The sequence below is a fragment of the Sphingobium sp. WTD-1 genome, from assembly GCF_030128825.1.
Taxonomy (GTDB): domain Bacteria; phylum Pseudomonadota; class Alphaproteobacteria; order Sphingomonadales; family Sphingomonadaceae; genus Sphingobium.
This window is the reverse complement of sequence record NZ_CP119127.1, coordinates 2,605,164-2,623,246: the sequence shown is the minus strand read 5'-3', so window position 1 is coordinate 2,623,246 and position 18,083 is coordinate 2,605,164. Positions and strand designations below refer to the sequence as shown.

17 protein-coding genes and 3 tRNA genes are annotated in these 18,083 nt (G+C 64.9%); 6 read left to right on the top strand and 14 right to left on the bottom strand.

Annotated features, from left to right (window positions below; genetic code table 11):
- Positions 1 to 13 precede the first annotated feature (13 nt).
- From N6H05_RS13070 to N6H05_RS13055, 4 genes are all read right to left on the bottom strand, one after another.
- Positions 14 to 412 carry a hypothetical protein gene (locus N6H05_RS13070; protein WP_284109913.1) on the bottom strand — a complete coding sequence of 133 codons (399 nt, stop codon included), beginning with the start codon at positions 410 to 412 and terminating at the stop codon, positions 14 to 16.
- Positions 413 to 523: 111 nt separating this feature from the next.
- Positions 524 to 599: transfer RNA gene (locus N6H05_RS13065), tRNA-Ala, on the bottom strand.
- 136 nt (positions 600 to 735) lie between these two features.
- Positions 736 to 811 (bottom strand) — tRNA-Ala (locus N6H05_RS13060).
- A gap of 88 nt (positions 812 to 899) precedes the next feature.
- A complete protein-coding gene (locus tag N6H05_RS13055; RefSeq protein WP_004207671.1) occupies positions 900 to 1,238 on the bottom strand; it encodes a TIGR02300 family protein in 339 nt (112 codons plus the stop codon).
- Positions 1,239 to 1,414: 176 nt separating this feature from the next.
- Between N6H05_RS13055 and aroA the strand changes: the two genes are divergently transcribed.
- The 5 genes from aroA (at position 1,415) to N6H05_RS13030 (ending at position 5,844) form a co-directional block, all read left to right on the top strand.
- Positions 1,415 to 2,725: a 3-phosphoshikimate 1-carboxyvinyltransferase gene (gene aroA / locus N6H05_RS13050; protein ID WP_502958974.1), complete on the top strand. Its 1,311-nt coding sequence runs from the start codon at positions 1,415 to 1,417 to the stop codon at positions 2,723 to 2,725.
- Positions 2,722 to 3,351: a (d)CMP kinase gene (locus N6H05_RS13045; RefSeq protein ID WP_284109911.1), complete on the top strand. Its 630-nt coding sequence runs from the start codon at positions 2,722 to 2,724 to the stop codon at positions 3,349 to 3,351. Before aroA ends, N6H05_RS13045 begins: the two co-directional genes overlap by 4 nt.
- Positions 3,352 to 3,526: 175 nt before the next feature.
- Positions 3,527 to 5,239, top strand: coding sequence for a 30S ribosomal protein S1 (gene rpsA, locus N6H05_RS13040; RefSeq protein ID WP_284109910.1), 1,713 nt, complete (start codon positions 3,527 to 3,529; stop codon positions 5,237 to 5,239).
- Between the two features lie 181 nt (positions 5,240 to 5,420).
- Positions 5,421 to 5,711: an integration host factor subunit beta gene (locus N6H05_RS13035; RefSeq protein ID WP_284109909.1), complete on the top strand. Its 291-nt coding sequence runs from the start codon at positions 5,421 to 5,423 to the stop codon at positions 5,709 to 5,711.
- A 47-nt stretch (positions 5,712 to 5,758) separates the two neighbouring features.
- Positions 5,759 to 5,844: transfer RNA gene (locus N6H05_RS13030), tRNA-Leu, on the top strand.
- 18 nt (positions 5,845 to 5,862) lie between these two features.
- Here the strand turns inward: N6H05_RS13030 and N6H05_RS13025 are convergent.
- A complete protein-coding gene (locus N6H05_RS13025) occupies positions 5,863 to 6,165 on the bottom strand; it encodes a hypothetical protein (RefSeq protein ID WP_284109908.1) in 303 nt (100 codons plus the stop codon).
- Positions 6,166 to 6,347: 182 nt separating this feature from the next.
- Between N6H05_RS13025 and N6H05_RS13020 the strand changes: the two genes are divergently transcribed.
- Entirely contained in the window at positions 6,348 to 8,132 is a 1,785-nt protein-coding gene (locus tag N6H05_RS13020) for a cation:proton antiporter domain-containing protein (protein WP_284109907.1), read from the top strand.
- Positions 8,133 to 8,149: 17 nt separating this feature from the next.
- Here the strand turns inward: N6H05_RS13020 and N6H05_RS13015 are convergent, their stop codons facing one another.
- The 9 genes from N6H05_RS13015 to N6H05_RS12975 form a co-directional block, all read right to left on the bottom strand.
- Positions 8,150 to 9,091: a glutaminase gene (locus tag N6H05_RS13015; RefSeq protein ID WP_284109906.1), complete on the bottom strand. Its 942-nt coding sequence runs from the start codon at positions 9,089 to 9,091 to the stop codon at positions 8,150 to 8,152.
- Between the two features lie 153 nt (positions 9,092 to 9,244).
- Entirely contained in the window at positions 9,245 to 9,751 is a 507-nt protein-coding gene (locus N6H05_RS13010) for a DUF2306 domain-containing protein (RefSeq protein WP_284109905.1), read from the bottom strand.
- A gap of 42 nt (positions 9,752 to 9,793) precedes the next feature.
- Positions 9,794 to 10,201: a hypothetical protein gene (locus tag N6H05_RS13005; protein ID WP_284109904.1), complete on the bottom strand. Its 408-nt coding sequence runs from the start codon at positions 10,199 to 10,201 to the stop codon at positions 9,794 to 9,796.
- Between the two features lie 127 nt (positions 10,202 to 10,328).
- Positions 10,329 to 10,886, bottom strand: coding sequence for a nucleoside 2-deoxyribosyltransferase domain-containing protein (locus tag N6H05_RS13000; RefSeq protein WP_284109903.1), 558 nt, complete (start codon positions 10,884 to 10,886; stop codon positions 10,329 to 10,331).
- 40 nt (positions 10,887 to 10,926) lie between these two features.
- Positions 10,927 to 13,581, bottom strand: a complete 2,655-nt coding sequence (gene alaS / locus N6H05_RS12995; RefSeq protein WP_284109902.1) for an alanine--tRNA ligase — start codon at positions 13,579 to 13,581, stop codon at positions 10,927 to 10,929.
- A 68-nt stretch (positions 13,582 to 13,649) separates the two neighbouring features.
- A complete protein-coding gene (locus N6H05_RS12990) occupies positions 13,650 to 13,934 on the bottom strand; it encodes a barstar family protein (RefSeq protein ID WP_284109901.1) in 285 nt (94 codons plus the stop codon).
- 10 nt (positions 13,935 to 13,944) lie between these two features.
- On the bottom strand, positions 13,945 to 15,204 hold the full coding sequence (locus tag N6H05_RS12985; protein ID WP_284109900.1) for a M24 family metallopeptidase: 1,260 nt from the start codon (positions 15,202 to 15,204) through the stop codon (positions 13,945 to 13,947).
- Complete coding sequence (locus tag N6H05_RS12980) at positions 15,191 to 15,817, bottom strand: glutathione S-transferase family protein (protein WP_284109899.1); 627 nt, start codon at positions 15,815 to 15,817, stop codon at positions 15,191 to 15,193. The genes N6H05_RS12985 and N6H05_RS12980 overlap by 14 nt, the downstream gene beginning before the upstream one ends.
- A 65-nt stretch (positions 15,818 to 15,882) precedes the next feature.
- Entirely contained in the window at positions 15,883 to 17,997 is a 2,115-nt protein-coding gene (locus N6H05_RS12975; protein ID WP_284109898.1) for a malate synthase G, read from the bottom strand.
- Positions 17,998 to 18,083 lie beyond the last annotated feature (86 nt).

The window sequence follows — 18,083 nt, the reverse complement described above, 5'->3', positions numbered from 1 at the left end:
CGCTTTCGGACGTTCAATAACCGCCCGTTGCCTTTTCCTCGATCAAGTGACCATCGCGATTGTCGTAGCAAGCCAAGTAGGTGCCAGCGGGAAGCTTCGAATATGGACGTAACTCAACGCATGTTCGATCAGACATCCGGATGACCACGGCCAATCTGGAAGCCTTATTGATGGCTTCCGAGCGGAATAGCTTTTGCGCGTCGTGCATAGCGTTGCTCACGAGAGGCTCATCGCCCGGCTGGATGGTAGTAGCGTTCGCCAGTGGATAGAGCCTTGCTATTATCAACCCAGCGGCAAGGAGCAGCGCGATCAACACCAAGGTCACATAACGGCTGTATTTCTGCATCACGGCTTTATGACCACGTGGCTGACCTTCTGCAAATGGTCGCAACCCGTCAAAGCTCGACATCATCGTTGCGAGCGTAGTGAAATTTACCGCCAACCGACGCCGCAGCCAGCCCGAACCCGAAGGCAATCAACGCAATCCCATGGGATGCGCTTGCACGATGCTATGTGAAGAAAATGGTGGAGCCTAGCGGGATCGAACCGCTGACCTCCTGCATGCCATGCAGGCGCTCTCCCAGCTGAGCTAAGGCCCCATCCTGATACGGCGCAAACCGCGTCCCGATGGATCAGACCATGTCCGGCACAAGCCGTCGGTCGTATGTCCTCCCGCGCTTGCGCTCGGGAATTTTTCGGGAAAATGTCACTCGGACATTTTCGTATTCCGAAAATTGGTGGAGCCTAGCGGGATCGAACCGCTGACCTCCTGCATGCCATGCAGGCGCTCTCCCAGCTGAGCTAAGGCCCCGTACCATCTTGAGGCGCCGTTGGGTCCGGCGCCTCGGAGGTCGCTGCCTCTAGGATCAGGTGATCCTGTTGGCAAGCAGAATTTTCACTTAATTGTCGTCGTCGCCGTCATCATTGCCGGCATCGACGCCCAGATCGTCGTCGCCGCCCAGATCGACGTCATTGTCCGGCGAATCGCCGTCGTCATCGACGTCCAGATCGATGTCCAGATCATCGTCCGCCGTCTCCAGCTCGCCATCAGCGGTCTCGACAACCTTCTTGGGCGCGGCCTCTTCATAGGGCAGCGGCTGCTTCGACTTCAGCACCGGTTCGGGCTCCCAGGCGGCGCCGCAGTTGATGCAGGTCACCGGGTCATCCTTGCCCAGGTCGTAGAAGCGAGTCGCGCATTTCGGGCAGGTCCGCTTCGTGCCCCATTCAGCCTTCACCATGTCCGGCCTGTTCCTTCTTCGATGCTCAAACAGAAATCACGCGGCACGACGGAAGTCGGCCACGAAACGTCGGGCGCCTTGCCATAGCGAAACCGCGCTGTCAAAAGCCGGGCGCATTTTTTCGGTTCCAAGATGATGGATACCCCGTGACCAGCCATAATGACCAACCCAGCCCGATGACCTTCACCGCCGCCCCTGCCCTGTCCGGCAGCGTCGCGGTTCCGGGCGACAAGAGCATTTCTCACCGTTCGCTGATGCTGTCCGCCCTGGCCGTGGGCGAAAGCCGGGTCGAAGGCCTGCTGGAGGGCGAGGATGTGCTGGCCACCGCGGCCGCGATGCGCGCCATGGGCGCCGACATCCGCCGTAACGATGACGGCATCTGGCATATTCATGGCGTCGGCGTCGGCGGCCTGCTCCAGCCGCAGGAAGCGCTCGACATGGGCAATAGCGGCACCTCGACCCGCCTGCTGATGGGCCTGGTCGCCAGCCATGGCATCACCGCCACCTTCGTGGGCGACGCGTCCCTCAGCAAGCGCCCGATGGCGCGCGTCACCGAACCGCTCTCCCGCGTCGGCGCCAGCTTCACCACCAGCCCCGGCGATCGCCTGCCGCTGACCATGACCGGCGCCTGCCCGGCCGTGCCGCTCGACTACACCCTGCCGGTCGCCTCGGCCCAGGTGAAGTCGGCGATCCTGCTCGCCGGCCTCAACACCCCCGGCATCACCCGCGTGGTCGAGCCGATCCCGACCCGCGACCATAGCGAACGCATGCTCAAGGGCTTCGGCGCCGACCTTGAGGTCGAGGTCCAGGCCGACGGCACCCGCATCATCACGCTCAAGGGCGAGGCCGAACTCAAGCCGCAGAATATCGTCGTGCCCGGCGACCCCTCGTCGGCCGCCTTCCCGATGGTCGCGGCGCTGCTGGTGCCGGGATCGCAGGTGACGATCGCCAATGTCGGCCTCAATGCCACCCGCGCCGGCCTGATCGACCTGCTGCGCGAAATGGGCGGATCGATCGAGATCATCAATGCCCGCGAAGTCGGCGGCGAGCCGGTCGGCGACCTGGTCGTCACCGCCTCTGCCCTGAACGGTGTCGAGCCCGATCCCGCCCGCGCGCCCAGCATGATCGACGAATATCCCGTCGCCTTCGTCGCGGCAGCCTTTGCGCATGGCCGCAGCATCTTCCGCGGCCTCGACGAACTGCGCGTCAAGGAATCGGACCGCATCGCCACCATGGCCACCGGCTTGCGTGCGATCGGCGTCACGGTCGAGGAACTGGAGGACGGCATCATCATCGAGGGCAGCGGCGGCCAGCCCATGCCCGGCGGCGGCCCGATCGCCACCAGGCTCGATCACCGCATCGCCATGAGCTTCGCGGTCGCCGGCCTGGTCTCGCGCGATGGCGTCACCATCGACGACATGCGCCCGGTCGCGACCAGCTTCCCGACCTTCACCACCCTGCTCCAGACGCTGGGAGCGATCGCATGATCATCGCCGTCGATGGCCCCGCCGCATCGGGCAAGGGCACGATCGCCAAGGCGCTGGGGCACCATTATGGCCTGCCGGTGCTCGACACCGGCCTGCTCTACCGCGCGGTCGGCTTGTCCGTTCTGAAAAAGGGCGGCGACCCGGATCATCAGGCCGACGCGCTGGCCGCCTGCGGCTTTGACGACGCCATCCTGGCCGATCCGGCGCTGCGCAGCGAAGCGGTTGGCAGCCTCGCCTCGCGCGTGTCGGTGCATCAGAGCGTGCGCGACGCCCTGGTCCAGCGCCAGCGCGACTTCGCCACCCAGCCGGGCGGCGCCATCCTTGACGGACGCGACATCGGCACGGTCATCGCGCCGGACGCCGATGCCAAGATCTTCGTCACCGCCAGCGTCCATGTCCGCGCCGAACGCCGCTTCAAGGATGCCCAGGCCCATGGCGGCGAACCCGACATGGACAGCCTGATCGCCGACATCCAGGCGCGCGATACCCGCGACATGAGCCGCGATCATGCCCCGCTCAAGGTGGCGGACGGCGCCGACTTGCTAGATACCAGCAATTTGACTATAGACGCCGCCGTCCAGCGGGCCATCGCGCTTGTGGACGCCCAGCTTGAAGGTCGCCCGTAGGCGTGTGACCCGATAAGGCGCGCGGAAATTCCGGGCGCCCTTTTCGCTTTTCCAGGCTTGGCGTTCCAACGCCCAACCCCTTGGATACGCAGGCGGTATTCGGCCGTTTGCGTGGTTTGGCCAAAGACCATCGGACACAACCGATTGGCCAGCAATGATGAGTGAAGGACCAACCATGGCCTCTACGGCATTCCCCTCGCGCGACGATTTCGCCGCGCTTCTCAATGATTCTCTCGGTGGCGAAGACGGCGGCTTTGAAGGCCGCGTCGTAAAGGGCACCGTTACCGGCATCGAAAACGACATGGCGCTGATCGACGTCGGCCTGAAGTCGGAAGGCCGCGTGCCGCTGCGCGAATTCGCCGCTCCCGGCCAGAAGGCTGACCTCAAGGTCGGCGACGAAGTCGAAGTCTATGTCGACCGCGTCGAGAACGCCCATGGCGAAGCCATGCTGTCGCGCGACCGCGCCCGCCGCGAAGCCGCCTGGGACAAGCTCGAAGCCGAGTTCACCGAAAGCGCCCGCGTCGAAGGCGTCATCTTCGGCCGCGTCAAGGGTGGCTTCACCGTCGACCTCGATGGCGCCGTCGCCTTCCTGCCCGGCTCGCAGGTCGACATTCGCCCCGTCCGCGACGTCACCCCGCTCATGGACATCCCGCAGCCCTTCCAGATCCTCAAGATGGATCGCCGTCGTGGCAACATCGTCGTGTCGCGTCGCGCCATCCTGGAAGAAACCCGCGCCGAACAGCGCTCGGGCCTGATCCAGACCCTGGCCGAAGGCCAGATCATCGAAGGCGTCGTCAAGAACATCACCGACTATGGTGCGTTCGTTGACCTGGGCGGCATCGATGGCCTGCTGCACGTCACCGACCTGTCGTACAAGCGCATCAACCACCCGAACGAGATGATCAACATCGGCGACACCGTCCGTGTCCAGATCATCCGCATCAACCGCGAAACCCAGCGCATCAGCCTCGGCATGAAGCAGCTGGAAAGCGATCCGTGGGAAGGCGCAGCCGCCAAGTACCCGGTCGGTGCGAAGCTGTCGGGCCGTGTCACGAACATCACCGAATATGGTGCGTTCGTCGAGCTGGAGCCGGGCATCGAAGGCCTGGTCCACGTTTCGGAAATGTCCTGGACCAAGAAGAACGTTCACCCCGGCAAGATCGTTTCGACGAGCCAGGAAGTGGAAGTCATCGTTCTCGAAGTCGATCCCGAGAAGCGCCGCATCTCGCTCGGCCTCAAGCAGGCCCAGTCGAACCCGTGGGATTCGTTCGCAGAACGTCACCCGATCGGCTCGACCGTCGAAGGCGAAGTCAAGAACGCGACCGAATTCGGCCTGTTCATCGGCCTGGACGGCGACGTCGACGGCATGGTCCACATGTCGGACATCGCCTGGGGCATTTCGGGCGAAGACGCGCTGGCGCTGCACCGCAAGGGCGAGACGGTTCAGGCCGTCGTTCTCGACATCGACGTCGAGAAGGAGCGCATCAGCCTCGGCATGAAGCAGCTTGAGCGTGGCGGTCCGGCCGCTGGCGGCACCACCGCTGCTGCTGCTGGCCTGAACAAGAACGCGATCGTCACCGTGACCGTTCTGGAAGTTCGCGACGGCGGCCTGGAAGTCCAGGCTGGCGAAGATGGCGCCACCGGCTTCATCAAGCGCAGCGACCTGGGCCGCGACCGCGACGAACAGCGTTCGGAACGCTTCCAGATCGGTCAGAAGTTCGACGCCATGGTGACCGGTTTCGACCGCGCCAAGAAGCCGACCTTCTCGGTCAAGGCGATGCAGATCGCCGAAGAAAAGCAGGCTGTTGCGCAGTATGGCTCGTCGGACAGCGGCGCGTCGCTGGGCGACATCCTGGGCGAAGCGCTCAAGGCCAAGAACGAAGGCTAATCCCTTCCTTCCTGCCAACAGGCAAAGAAGAGCCCGCCGGAACCCAGGTTCCGGCGGGCTTTTTCATGCCCGTTCGTCACTTCCTTGCCCGATCGAAACGATTTCGTTGCTCCCCGATTGTCAACAGCTTTCCAATTGTTTATAAATGTCGTGAGGGGAAATTTGGGGTGCTGGAGGACCTATGATCCGTTCTGAACTGATCCAGAAACTCGGCGAAGAAAATCCGGGCCTCAGCCTGCAAGAGGTTGAGAAGATCGTCGACCTCTTCTTCCGGGAAATTGTTGATCGCCTGTCGGGCGGCGGCCGGGTCGAACTGCGCGGCTTCGGCGCCTTCACCACCCGCGCCCGCGACGCGCGCACCGGCCGCAATCCCCGCACCGGCGAACAGGTGCCGGTCTCGGCCAAGCGCGTGCCCTATTTCAAGCCGGGCAAGGAAATGCGCGAACGGCTGAACGGCAAGGCCGCCGACTGATCAGCCCCTTGACCTGCCGCGCCTGAGCCTTCAGGGGAAGGCGCAGCGCGGACGTGGCGAAATCGGTAGACGCAGCGGACTTAAAATCCGCCTCCCCCTGGGAATATGGGTTCAAGTCCCATCGTCCGCACCAGGCGGCTTTCCTCGACGATCAGAAATCGGCGTCGATCAGCGCCAGGCGATCGAGCGCCAGCATTTCCCGGCGGGTCGGATGTTCGGGATCGTCGGCGCCCAGCCACAGCCTTATCAGATGCGCATCTTCCATCCGCGCCAGTTCGGAGGCAATCTCGACATCGGCGGCGGAGGCCATGCTGCGACCGCATGCACGGGCATTGACCAGCGCCGCGAGGGCGGCATTCTTGCCCGCCAAGGCCTGCTCGACCCGCGCCCAGATCAGAATATCCGCGGCGCTGATCGGCGCATCGTGCAGCGCCGCAGCCATCATTCCCATCATCGTTCGTCCATCTACAATCCAGCCGCCTATCTAGCGCAGCGGATTTTGCCCCCGGATGTCCGGAAAATTACAGGCCGGTAACGCAAATGCCACACGCCGCGCGACGCAGTTTCCGACATGCCTGATGGGATTTCTTTTGGCGAAAGGGTGGCAATTCACCGCGTCAGCCGCAATGATGACTTATGACCGATGCAATCAATCCCCAGAGCTTCAGCGACTCCCTCGTCATCCTGGGGGCAGCGGGATTGGTCATTCCCGGCTTTGCCCGCTTCCGCATCAGTCCCGTCATCGGTTTCATCCTGGTGGGACTTGCCGTCGGCCCGGCAGGACTTGGCTCGCTGGTCGACCAATATCCCTGGCTCTATCATGTCACCATCTCCAACCGGGCGGCGATTGAGCCATTTGCCGAACTGGGCGTCATATTATTGCTCTTCTCCATCGGGCTGGAACTGAGCTTCCGGCGATTGTGGAGCATGCGCGCGCAGGTGTTCGGCGTCGGCGCGACCGAATTGCTGGGCAGCGCCGCGCTGATCGCCATGGGCCTCTATCTGCTCGGCCAGCCCACGGCCGGCGCGATCGGCCTCGGCCTCGCCCTTGCCCTTTCCTCCACCGCCGTGGTGCTGCCGATGGTCGGCACCCAGAGCGCGGTCGGCCGCTCCGCCTTCTCGATGCTGCTGTTCGAGGATCTGGCGCTGGTGCCGATCATCTTCATGCTCGGCGCCCTCGCCCCTTCGGTCGCAACCAGCCCGGACGCGGCCTGGAACGAACTGGCCACCACCCTCTTGAAGGGCGGCATCACCATCGCCGTGATGCTGGTTTTCGGCCGCATCTTCCTGCCCCATATCTTCCGCCAGGCGGCGCGCACCAAAAGCCCGGAAGTCTTTCTCGCCGCCAGCCTGCTGGTCGTCATCCTCTCCAGTCTCGCCACCTCCATCGCCGGCCTCTCGCCGATCGTCGGTGCCCTGCTCGCGGGTATCCTGATCGCCGAAACCGACTATCATGGCGAGGTCGAGGTGATGACCGCCCCGTTCAAGGGGCTGGCGCTCGGCGTCTTCCTCATCACCGTGGGCATGAGCCTGGACTTGCGCGTCATCCTCGCCAACTGGCCCAGCCTGTTGCTTGCGGTGCTCGGCGTCGTCGTCGCCAAGACGGTGGTCACCGGCCTGCTTCTCTATTTCTCGGGCGTGCGCAAGGGCGTCGCGCTGGAAGTCGGCGTGCTGATGTCCAGCCCGTCGGAAACCACGCTGATCGTGCTGTCGGCGGCGGCCGCCGCCAAGCTGATCCTCCCCTCCACCGCCGCCTTCTGGCAGATCGTCACCGCCATCGGCCTCACCATCACGCCTTTGCTCGCCCGCTTTGGCCATGACATCGCCCAGCGGCTGGAAAATGCCATTGGCGAGGAACGGGTCGAGACCGAACCGGACCAGACCGAGGCTGCGGCCGTCGTCATCGGTTTCGGCCGTGTCGGCCAGATGGTCTGCGACCTGCTCAAGACCCATGGCCAGCGCTTCATCGTCGTAGAATCCGATCCCGATGTCGTCGCCGAAGCCCGCCGCCTGGGCTATCCCATCCTCTTCGGCGACGTCGCGCGGGCGGAAATGCTCGACCGCCTGCGCCTCGGCCATGCCCGCGCACTTATCCTGACGATGGACGATCCGGTCCTTTCGGTGCGGGTCACCAAGCGGGTGCGCGGCTGGGTGCCGGACCTGCCGATCATCGCCCGCGCCCGCGACGCCGATCATGCCGCCCAGCTCTACAAGGCCGGGGCCAGCGATGCCGTGCCCGAAACGCTCGAAAGCTCACTGCAACTGGCCGAAACCGCGCTGGTCGATCTGGGCGTCGCCATGGGGCCGGTGATCGCCTCGATCCATCAGGCCCGCGAGGATCTGCGCGTCGGCATCAAGGAAGCCGCCCAGCTCCAGTCCGCCCCCCGCCTGCGCCGCCTGCGCCAGGACGAGGTGCCATGACCGCCTGACCTATCGCGTCAGCCCTGATGCACTTCGGGCGGGCTGAACACCGACCAGCCGGTCCGCCGCGCCAGCATCTCCAGCGCTTTTGTGCCCAGCGCACTGTTGCCGCTGGCATTGAGACCGGGCGACCAGACCGCGATCGCCGCGCGGCCGGGCACGATCGCCAATATGCCGCCGCCCACGCCCGACTTGCCGGGGATGCCGACGCGAAAGGCGAAATCGCCCGACGCATCATAATGGCCGCAGGTCAGCATCAGCGCGTTGATGCGCCGCGCCCGGCTGGGCGACACGACCCGGCCACCCTCGAGATGGCGCCCGTCGAGCATAAGATAGCGCCCGGCCAGCGCCAACTGCTGGCAGCTCATCTCGATCGCGCATTGATGGAAATAGCTGCCCAGCACCAGATCGACCGGATGGCGGACATTGTTGAAGGCGCGCATATACTTGGCGAGCGCCATGTTGCGATAGCCGGTCGCCGTTTCCGACGCGGCGACTTCCTCATTGATGCGGATCGCGTCGTCGCCGGCCAGATAGCGGACGAAGCGCAGCATCTCGCCGATCGCCACGCGCGGCTGATGCCCACCCAGATTGACGTCGGCCACCACGATTGCCCCGGCATTGATGAAGGGATTGCGCGGGATGCCATGTTCCTGCTCCAGCTGGACGATGGAGTTGAAGGCATTGCCGGACGGCTCGCGTCCGACCCGGTCCCAGAGCTGATCGCCCACCTTGCCCAGCGCCAGCGTCAGCGCGAACACCTTGGAAATGGACTGGATCGAAAAGCCGCTGTCAACGTCGCCGCCGGTCAGCAGCCGCCCGTCAGCGGTGGCGATGGCGATCCCGAACTGGCCGGCATCCACCTTCGCCAATTCGGGTATATAGCTGGCGACGGTGCCCCGCTCCGTCTCCCTGGCCATGGCGGCCACGATATCGTCGATCAAAGCTGTCAGGTCCATGGCAGCCTCTTAGAGCCTGTTTGAAAAATGGCGAAAGGACGATTTTTCAGTGCGGTGCCAGCCCGAGCCGCCGCCCAAGAACCCGATCCAGTGTCATCCTGTCGGGTGGTTGGGCGGGGGCGCGGGCTGGTACCGGCTTTCTCAAACGGAAATTCAGCCAAACAGCCAGTGGCCCAGCATCCGGTCGAACGGGAAAGTGAAGAAGCCGGCGATCAGCAGCGCTCCCGTCACCATGCCGCGCACCGACCGACGATGGCGCTTGAGGTCATGGCGCCGCGCAGACAGCACGATGATCGGCACCTGGATCAGGGTGAAGATCGACAGAATATGGATGATGCTGAACCGGCTGCCCGGCCCGTGCAGTAGGAAACTGTCGAGCGCGGTCAGGAATAGCGCACCGCTCCACACCCACCCCATCCAGCGATGCCGCCTATCGCCGCGCCGCCGCAACAGCATCACCGGCGTCAGGGCCAGCGCAACCAGGATCGTCAGCAGATGGAACCAGACGAGGTTCGGCACCTGCCCCCACTGCCCATGCCCCCGCCCGATCGCGGTCAGCACCACGGCGAGCAGGATGATCGCGGCGACCGCCAGAAACCGCTCGAAACGATCTGGTGCGATACCCTTGGGCTGCGACGATGGAACGGCAATGCTGGCCATATATCCCCCTGAACCGCACCCTGTCAGCCGTGCAGGGCGGGGTCAACGCTGCAGCACGACCCGAAAGCCGCCATCCCCCTCGACCGTCACGCTCCCTGACGGCAAGGTCAGCAACTGCTCCACCGAAACCTGACGCGATCCGGTCGGGCACAGTCCGTCCTGCGCCGGTCGGCTATAGCGTGCGGTCAGATTGAAACTATCCTTGTTGCGGGACATCTGGCGGCCCAGCGTCACTTCGATGGTCCGGCTGTTCGCCCGATAATTGGGCAACTCGCAATCGCTCTGCACGCTCGCCGCTTCGTTGATCGACAGGCGCGCTGCCGCACCGCCAACCGACAAGGTGCCCGTCCACAATGTCTCGCGGCCAAGATAGACGCTGACCCTGACCGGCACCGGCGGCATCCGATCGGTCTCGCTGATGGCGGGAGAGACGAAGATCGGCGGCGGCACCCGTATCGCAGCTAGCGGTGGCGCGGCAGACTACGGAACGGTCGCAAGCAACAGGGCGATCAACGGCATGACATTCTCCCCAAACGATGGAGAGAGGCTAGGCGATGGCGTTTAAGACAATGTTACGTTAGCGGCCCAATCCGCCCAGTGCCTTGTTGGCGTCCGCGATGCGCCGGCGCACGACGCTGGTCAGTTCCTCGATCGTCGACACCTGTTCCAGGCCATAGCGGGCGGCGGTGATGTCGACATTGCCCTTGCGCCAGAAGCCCTCGGGACACAGCACGACCAGCTTTCCGCCGCGCGCATGCAGGCCCATTTCAAGCAGGCTAACCGGGCTCTGCGTGCCCGGCGCCAGATAGAGGATGATGATGTCGGCGCTGTCGAGCGCCGCCAGTTCCCATTCCACCTGCTGGCGGAAATGGGGGTCGCTGGCTTCGGGCTTCCAGGCCGGGTTCCAGTCGGCCCGGCGCGGGTTCAGGATCGTCACCTTCTCGTCGGCCAGCGCCGCGATCATATCGCGCTGCCAGTCGGTCGCCTTGCCCATGTCGATGCTGCCGCCCAGGAACAGGCGCGCGCGATCATGCGCGGCCGGCAACGGCTCGGGCGAGGTGATGGTCACCGCCTCACCCGCCCGCGCCGTCATCGGCAGGGCGAGCAGACAGGATGCAAGGATCAGGCGCAACATAGGGACGGGAGGCGCACCGGCGGCGCGCCTTCTCATCTTGTCAGGCCGGAACGCTGGCGAGTGCGGCCTTGACCGCGTCGATCGCAGCCTGCGCCTTGTCGCCATCGGGGCCGCCGCCCTGGGCCATGTCGGCACGGCCACCGCCGCCCTTGCCGCCCAGCGCCTCGACGCCCGCACGGACCAGATCGACGGCGCTGAAGCTGCCGGTCAGGTCGTCGGTCACGCCCACGGCAATGGTCGCGCGGCCATCGACCACGGCCAGCACCGCCGACACGCCGCTGCCGAGCGCCTTCTTGTTGCCGTCGACAATGCCGCGCAGTTCCTTGGGGTCGAGGCCGTCGATCACCTGGCCCAGGAAGTCGACGCTGCCGACCTTCTCGGGACCGGCCGGCTTGGCCGAACCGCCACCGCCCAGCGCGAGTGCCTTCTTGGCCTCGGCCAGTTCACGCTCCAGCTTGCGGCTCTGCTCGACCAGCGCGGCGATGCGCGCGGGCACCTCTTCCGGCGTGGTCTTGAGCGCAGCCGCCGTCTGGCGCAGCTTCTCGTCGCGCTCGACCAGCCACAGGCGCGCAGCCTCGCCGGTCAGCGCCTCGATCCGGCGCACGCCCGAGGACACGGCGCTTTCCGACACGATCTTGAACAAGGCGATGTCGCCCAGCGCGCGGACATGGGTGCCGCCGCACAGTTCGACCGAATAGCTATGGTCGTCGCCCTTACCCATGGAAAGGACGCGGACTTCATCGCCATATTTCTCGCCGAACAGCGCCATCGCGCCGGCGGCGATCGCATCGTCCGGGGTCATCAGGCGGGTCATGACCTCGTCATTATGACGGATCTGCGCATTCACATCGGCTTCGACCTTGGCGATCTGGGCCTGGGTCAGTGCCTCGGGATGCGAGAAGTCGAAGCGCAGGCGGTCGGCCGCGACCATGCTGCCCTTCTGGGTGACATGGCCGCCCAGTTCCTTGCGCAGCGCGGCATGGAGCAGGTGGGTGGCGCTGTGATTGGCGCGAATGCGATCGCGACGCTCGACATCCACCGTCAGGTTGACGGTGTCGCCGATCTTGACGCTGCCCGCGCTGATCGTCGCCTGATGCGCATGCAGGCGGCCGAGCGGCTTGGACGTGTCGGCAACCTCGGCCACCAGGCCGCCCAGCGTGGTGATCGTCCCGGCGTCGCCATTCTGGCCGCCGCTCTCGCCATAGAAGGGCGTCTGGTTGGTGATGATCGTCACCTTGTCGCCGGTCGACGCCGCATCGACCCGCGCGCCATCCTTGAGGAGGGCGAGCACTTCGCCCTCGCCCTTGGTCGAGGCATAGCCGATGAACTCGGTGCTGCCGAGCGTTTCGGCGATGTCGTACCAGATCTCGTCCGACGCCTTCTCGCCCGATCCCTTCCAGGCGGCGCGCGCGGCGGCCTTCTGCTCGGCCATGGCGGCGTCGAAGCCGGCCCGGTCGACAGACAGGCCCTGGGTGCGCAGCGCATCCTCGGTCAGGTCATAGGGGAAGCCATAGGTGTCATAGAGCTTGAACGCGGTCTCGCCCGGCAGGGTCGCGCCCTCGGCCAGATCGGCGGTCGCCTCGTCCAGCAGCTTGAGGCCGTTTTCCAGCGTCTTGCGGAAGCGCGTTTCCTCGCGCAGCAAAGTTTCCTCGATCAGCGGCTGGGCGCGAACCAGCTCGGGATAGGCACCGCCCATTTCCGACACCAGGCTCGACACCAGGCGATACATCAGCGGATCCTTGGCACCGATGATGTGCGCATGGCGCATGGCGCGGCGCATGATCCGGCGCAGCACATAGCCACGGCCCTCGTTCGCCGGCAGCACGCCGTCGGCGATCAGGAAGCTGGTCGAGCGCAGATGGTCGGCGATGACGCGGTGGCTGGCCTGGAACTCGCCGTCGGTCGCGGTGCGGGTCAGCGCCCCGCTCTCGGCGATCAGCGCCTTGAACGTGTCGATATCATAATTGTTATGGACGCCCTGCATCACCGCGGCGATGCGCTCCAGCCCCATGCCGGTGTCGATCGAGGGCTTGGGCAGTTCCGAAACGATCTCGTTGGCTTCCTGCTCATATTGCATGAACACGAGGTTCCAGATCTCGACGAAGCGGTCGCCATCCTCTTCCGGCGATCCGGGAGGGCCGCCCCAGATATGGTCGCCATGGTCGTAGAAGATTTCCGAGCAGGGACCGCACGGGCCGCTGTCGCCCATCGCCCAGAAATTATCCTTGGTCGGGATGCGGATGATCTTGTGATCGGGCAGGCCCGCAATCTTCTTCCACAGGTCGAACGCCTCGTCGTCCGTGTGATAGACGGTCGTCGTCAACTTTTCCGCGGGCAGGCCCCATTCCTTGGTGAGGAGGGTCCAGGCATGATGGATCGCCTGTTCCTTGAAATAGTCGCCGAAGCTGAAATTGCCCAGCATTTCAAAGAAGGTGTGGTGGCGCGCGGTATAGCCGACATTGTCCAGATCGTTGTGCTTGCCGCCGGCGCGGACCGACTTCTGGCTCGACGTCGCGGTCTTGTAGGGACGCGTTTCCAGACCGGTGAAGACATTCTTGAACGGCACCATGCCGGCGTTCACGAACATCAGCGTCGGGTCGTTGTGCGGCACCAGCGGCGCGGACGGAACGATGGTGTGGCCATTGGCCCCGAAATAATCGAGGAAGCTGCGGCGAATGTCGTTGGTCGAGGTCATGCGCGCGATTTAGTGGGAAGCGGCCCGCCGCACAAGCGGGGGATTTGGTCGCGATGTAACAACCCTGTTCAGATCAATTGCAGCGCGACCTCCACGCCATAGTCACGCCGGGCATCGGCGAACACAGTTGCTACCCGCGCCATGAAGTCGGCCATCTCGGCCGGCAGGTTGTCGATATTTGCTATCGTCACAGTGAAGGGCGGCTCAACGGCGTTAATGTCGCCCAACAAACTGTCATATAGAGCATCCAGATTAAGACCATGCCATTCAGGCGCGCCCAGTCGCGGCAACAGCGCGAGATAGAGGTCTAATGGCTTTGTCCAGCCGGAAGCATCAATTTCAATCAGTTGCATGGCCAGTCGCTTATCCCATCGGCTCCTCGATCGACATCGGCGGCCTGGAGAACCATTGCGGCCCCTGCGCGGTCATGTGGAAGCAATCCTCCATGCGCACGCCCATCGTGCCGGGCAGGTAGAGGCCCGGTTCGTTGGAGAAGCACATGCCGACATCCAGCTTGGTCGTCTCACCATGGACGAGGTTGACCGGCTCATGCCCCTCCATGCCGATGCCGTGACCGGTGCGGTGGGACAGGCCGGGCAGCTTGTAGCCGGGGCCATAGCCCAGTTTCTCATAATAAGCGCGGACCGCATCGTCGACCGTGCCGGCCGCCACGCCCAGCTTCGCCGCCCGGATCGCGACCTGCTGCCCCTGCGCCACCTCGTCCCACACCTTGCGCTGCTGCGCGGTGGGCGCGGCGCCGTAGACGAAGGTGCGACTGATGTCGGACTGATAATCCTCGACCGTGCAGCCGCAATCCATCAGCACCACCTCGCCCGCCCGCACCGACTGCGGCTTGCCCGAGCCATGCGGATAGGCGGCCGCTTCGCCCAGCAGGATCAGGTTGAACTCGCCCTTGCCGCCCAGCGCGCTGGTCGCGGCCGTCATCAGCGCGCCGATATCGGCCGGGGTCATGCCCGCCTTCACCTGCGGATAGGTCCAACGATAGGCGCCCATGGTGACATCCGCCGCCTTCTGCATTAGCGCGATCTCGGCCGCCGTCTTGCGTATGCGGATCGCGCGGGTGACGGGGTCTTTCACCAAAGTCGCGGCGGGCAACGCGGCCTTCAGCCCATCGACCGCGAAATAGCGGACCGTCTCCTCGATGCCGATCCGCCCCTTGTCCAGGCCCTGTGCCTTCAGATAATCGGCGATCGGCGCATAGGGGCTTTCATGCTCCTGCCAGACGCGGACCTCCGCCGGAATGGCGAGCGATTCGTCGATCGAGGGCTTCTCGAAAAAGGGACAGACGACCAGAGGCGTGCCGCTGGCCGGAATGACCAGCGCGGTCAGCCGCTCGGAGCGCCACCAGCGGATGCCGCTATAATAGATGAGGCTCGCGCCCGGCTCGACCAGCAGCGCGTCGATGCCCTGCGCCTGCATCATCTTCTGCGCCCGCGCCAGCCGGTCGGCGCGCTCGGCCTTGCCGATCGGGGTGACGTCGCGCGTGATCGACTGAAGCGCCTCGACCGCTTTTTCCTGCGCGAACAGGCGCGGACTGACCAGCGCGGTGGCGACCCCGGCGGCGGCATAGCGAAGCAAGGTGCGGCGATCAGGCGTAAGCATAATGTCCCCCGGTGCGCAGCGCGGCCTGATAGGCGGGCCGCGCCTGTATTCTCTCCAGCCACCCGATCAGATGCGGACGCGATTCGTCAAGCCCGCCGCGCGCCCGCGACGCCTCGATCGGGAAGCTCATCATCATGTCGGCGGCGGAGAAGTCCGGTCCGGCAAAATAGGGGCGGCTTGCCAGTTCGCTTTCCAGCCAGTCGAGATGATCGTCCAGCATCCCCTGCACCGTCGGCCGTGCCGGTCGGCCGAGCAGGCCCAGCTTGCCGACCACCAGCAGGGCCAGCAGCGGCGGCATCATCGATCCTTCGGCATAATGGAGAAACTGGCGCCAGCGGATCGCGCCCTCCGCATCGGCCGGCGCGCCGAAGCGACCATCGGCCCGCGCGACCAGATATTCCATGATCGCTCCGGTCTCGATCAGCCGATGGCCATCCACCTCCACCACCGGCGACCGGCCGAGCGGATGGATGGCGCGCAGGGCGGCGGGCGCCCGCATCGTCTTGCGGTCCCGCTCATAGCGGCGCACGTCATAAGCCTCGCCCAGTTCCTCCAGCAGCCACAGGATGCGCTGCGAACGACTATTGTTCAAATGATGGACGATGATGGTCATGGCGCCTCTCCCATGCTGCGACCCGATCAGGGCTAACGCAGCATGGGAAAGAGTGACAGCGAAGTTTACGCTATCTCGAGGACTTCCTCCGCCTTGGCGCGGGCGCGATAGGCGTGCAGCAGCGGCTCGGTATAGCCATTGGGCTGCGCGACACCCTCGAACACCAGGGCGCGCGCCGCCTGGAAGGCCAGACTCTCGCCCTCGCGCCCGCTCATCGGCTGATAGAGCGGATCGCCTTCATTCTGCGCATCGACCTTAGCCGCCATGCGGACCAGCGCAGCATCGACTTGGTTCCCCGTGCAGACGCCGTGCAACAGCCAGTTGGCCATATGCTGCGAGGAAATGCGCAAGGTCGCGCGATCCTCCATCAGGCCGACATCATGGATATCTGGCACCTTGGAACAGCCGATGCCCTGGTCGATCCAGCGGACGACATAGCCCAATATGCCCTGCGCATTATTGTCCAGTTCCTGCGCGATCTCTTCTTCGGAGAAATTGCGGCCGACCGCGACCGGAATGGCCAGCAGTTTGTCGAGCGAGGCGATGCCCTCGGCCTTGCGTTCTTCCTGACGGGCGAAGACGTCGACGCGATGATAATGGGTTGCGTGCAGCGTCGCCGCCGTCGGGGACGGCACCCAGGCGGTGTTGGCGCCGCTCCGGGGATGGCCGATCTTCTGCTCCAGCATGTCAGCCATGCGATCGGGCGCCGCCCACATGCCCTTGCCGATCTGCGCCCGCCCCGACAGGCCGCAGGCGAGGCCGATCTGGACGTTGCGATCCTCATAGGCCGTGATCCAGTCGCTCGCCTTCATCTCGCCCTTGCGGATCATCGGCCCGGCCTGCATCGACGTGTGCATCTCGTCCCCGGTGCGGTCGAGGAAGCCGGTATTGATGAAGACGATCCGGTCGCGGACGGCATGGATGCAGGCTGCCAGATTGGCCGATGTGCGCCGCTCCTCATCCATGACGCCAACCTTGATCGTGTGGCGCGCTATGCCCAGCATATCCTCGATCGCGTCGAACAGGCGGTTGGTGAAGGCCGCTTCCTGCGGCCCGTGCATCTTGGGCTTGACGATATAGACGCTGCCCGCGCGGCTGTTGCCATCCGCCTTGGCCAGATCATGCAGCGCGATCAGGCTGGTGACGATGCCGTCGACGATCCCCTCGGGCGCGTCCTGCCCATCGGGCAGCGCGATCGCCGGCGTGGTCATCAGATGACCGACATTGCGGACGAACAACAGGCTGCGGCCCGGCAGCGTGAAGCTGCTGCCATCGGGCGCGCTATAGGCACGATCGGGATTGAGCGCGCGGGTCATCGGCTTCCCGCCCTTCTCGAACGTCTCGGTCAGGTCGCCCTGCATCAGCCCCAGCCAGTTGGCATAGGCGGTAACCTTGTCCGCCGCATCGACCGCCGCGACCGAATCCTCCAGGTCGCAGATGGTGGTCAGCGCGGATTCCAGGATGACGTCGGATATGCCCGCGGGATCGGTCGCGCCGATCGGATGCGCGGAATCGAAGACGACCTCGATATGCAGGCCATTATGGCGGAACAGCCTGCCCTTCGCGCTGGTGCCGACAAACTGCGCCGGATCGGCCAGGACGATTTCTCCGCCCGCCAGATCGGCCCAGCGTCCCGTTGCCAGCGGAACCGCATCGTCCAGAAACGCCTTGGCCCAGGCGATGACCTGCGCCCCGCGCGCCGCATCATAGCCCTTGCCCGAAGCCGCGCCCGCAATGGCATCGGTGCCATAGAGCGCATCATAGAGGCTGCCCCAGCGGGCATTGGCGGCGTTGAGCAGGAAACGGGCGTTGAGGATCGGGACGACCAGTTGCGGCCCGGCCATACGGGCGACTTCGGCATCGACATTCCCGCTGCCGATCGCGAACGGCGCCGGTTCCTCGACCAGATAGCCGATCTCGCGCAGGAAGGCCTGATAGGCGGCGGCGTTGTGCGCCTGTCCCCGGCGCACCTGATGCCAGGCATCGATCTGCGTCTGCAGGTCGTCGCGCGTGCGCAGCAGCGCCGCATTGTCGGGGGTGAAGCGCGCCAATATGTCGGCGGTGCCCGCCCAGAAGGCGCCGGCATCAATGCCCGTGCCCGGCAGCGCGCGCTGCTCGATGAAGTCGGCCAGCGTTGCGGCGACCTTCAGGCCGGCGCGGTCGGTCATACGGTCGGTCATGCAATCCACTCCTTGCTATGCCGTCCTTTTACGCCTTTCCAATTATGCCGTGTAGACGCTATTATTCGAATAGAGACTTTCCTGTG

Coding starts and splice junctions, on each gene's coding strand:
- aroA (WP_502958974.1), top strand. CDS start 1,415: ATGACCTTCACCGCCGCCCCTGCCCTGTCCGGCAGCGTCGCGGTTCCG.
- N6H05_RS12985 (WP_284109900.1), bottom strand. CDS start 15,204: ATGCTTACGCCTGATCGCCGCACCTTGCTTCGCTATGCCGCCGCCGGG.
- N6H05_RS13045 (WP_284109911.1), top strand. CDS start 2,722: ATGATCATCGCCGTCGATGGCCCCGCCGCATCGGGCAAGGGCACGATC.
- N6H05_RS13010 (WP_284109905.1), bottom strand. CDS start 9,751: ATGGCCAGCATTGCCGTTCCATCGTCGCAGCCCAAGGGTATCGCACCA.
- alaS (WP_284109902.1), bottom strand. CDS start 13,581: ATGACCTCGACCAACGACATTCGCCGCAGCTTCCTCGATTATTTCGGG.
- N6H05_RS13020 (WP_284109907.1), top strand. CDS start 6,348: ATGACCGATGCAATCAATCCCCAGAGCTTCAGCGACTCCCTCGTCATC.
- N6H05_RS13000 (WP_284109903.1), bottom strand. CDS start 10,886: ATGTTGCGCCTGATCCTTGCATCCTGTCTGCTCGCCCTGCCGATGACG.
- rpsA (WP_284109910.1), top strand. CDS start 3,527: ATGGCCTCTACGGCATTCCCCTCGCGCGACGATTTCGCCGCGCTTCTC.
- N6H05_RS13070 (WP_284109913.1), bottom strand. CDS start 412: ATGATGTCGAGCTTTGACGGGTTGCGACCATTTGCAGAAGGTCAGCCA.
- N6H05_RS12975 (WP_284109898.1), bottom strand. CDS start 17,997: ATGACCGACCGTATGACCGACCGCGCCGGCCTGAAGGTCGCCGCAACG.
- N6H05_RS13015 (WP_284109906.1), bottom strand. CDS start 9,091: ATGGACCTGACAGCTTTGATCGACGATATCGTGGCCGCCATGGCCAGG.
- N6H05_RS13055 (WP_004207671.1), bottom strand. CDS start 1,238: ATGGTGAAGGCTGAATGGGGCACGAAGCGGACCTGCCCGAAATGCGCG.
- N6H05_RS12980 (WP_284109899.1), bottom strand. CDS start 15,817: ATGACCATCATCGTCCATCATTTGAACAATAGTCGTTCGCAGCGCATC.
- N6H05_RS13035 (WP_284109909.1), top strand. CDS start 5,421: ATGATCCGTTCTGAACTGATCCAGAAACTCGGCGAAGAAAATCCGGGC.
- N6H05_RS13025 (WP_284109908.1), bottom strand. CDS start 6,165: ATGATGGGAATGATGGCTGCGGCGCTGCACGATGCGCCGATCAGCGCC.
- N6H05_RS12990 (WP_284109901.1), bottom strand. CDS start 13,934: ATGCAACTGATTGAAATTGATGCTTCCGGCTGGACAAAGCCATTAGAC.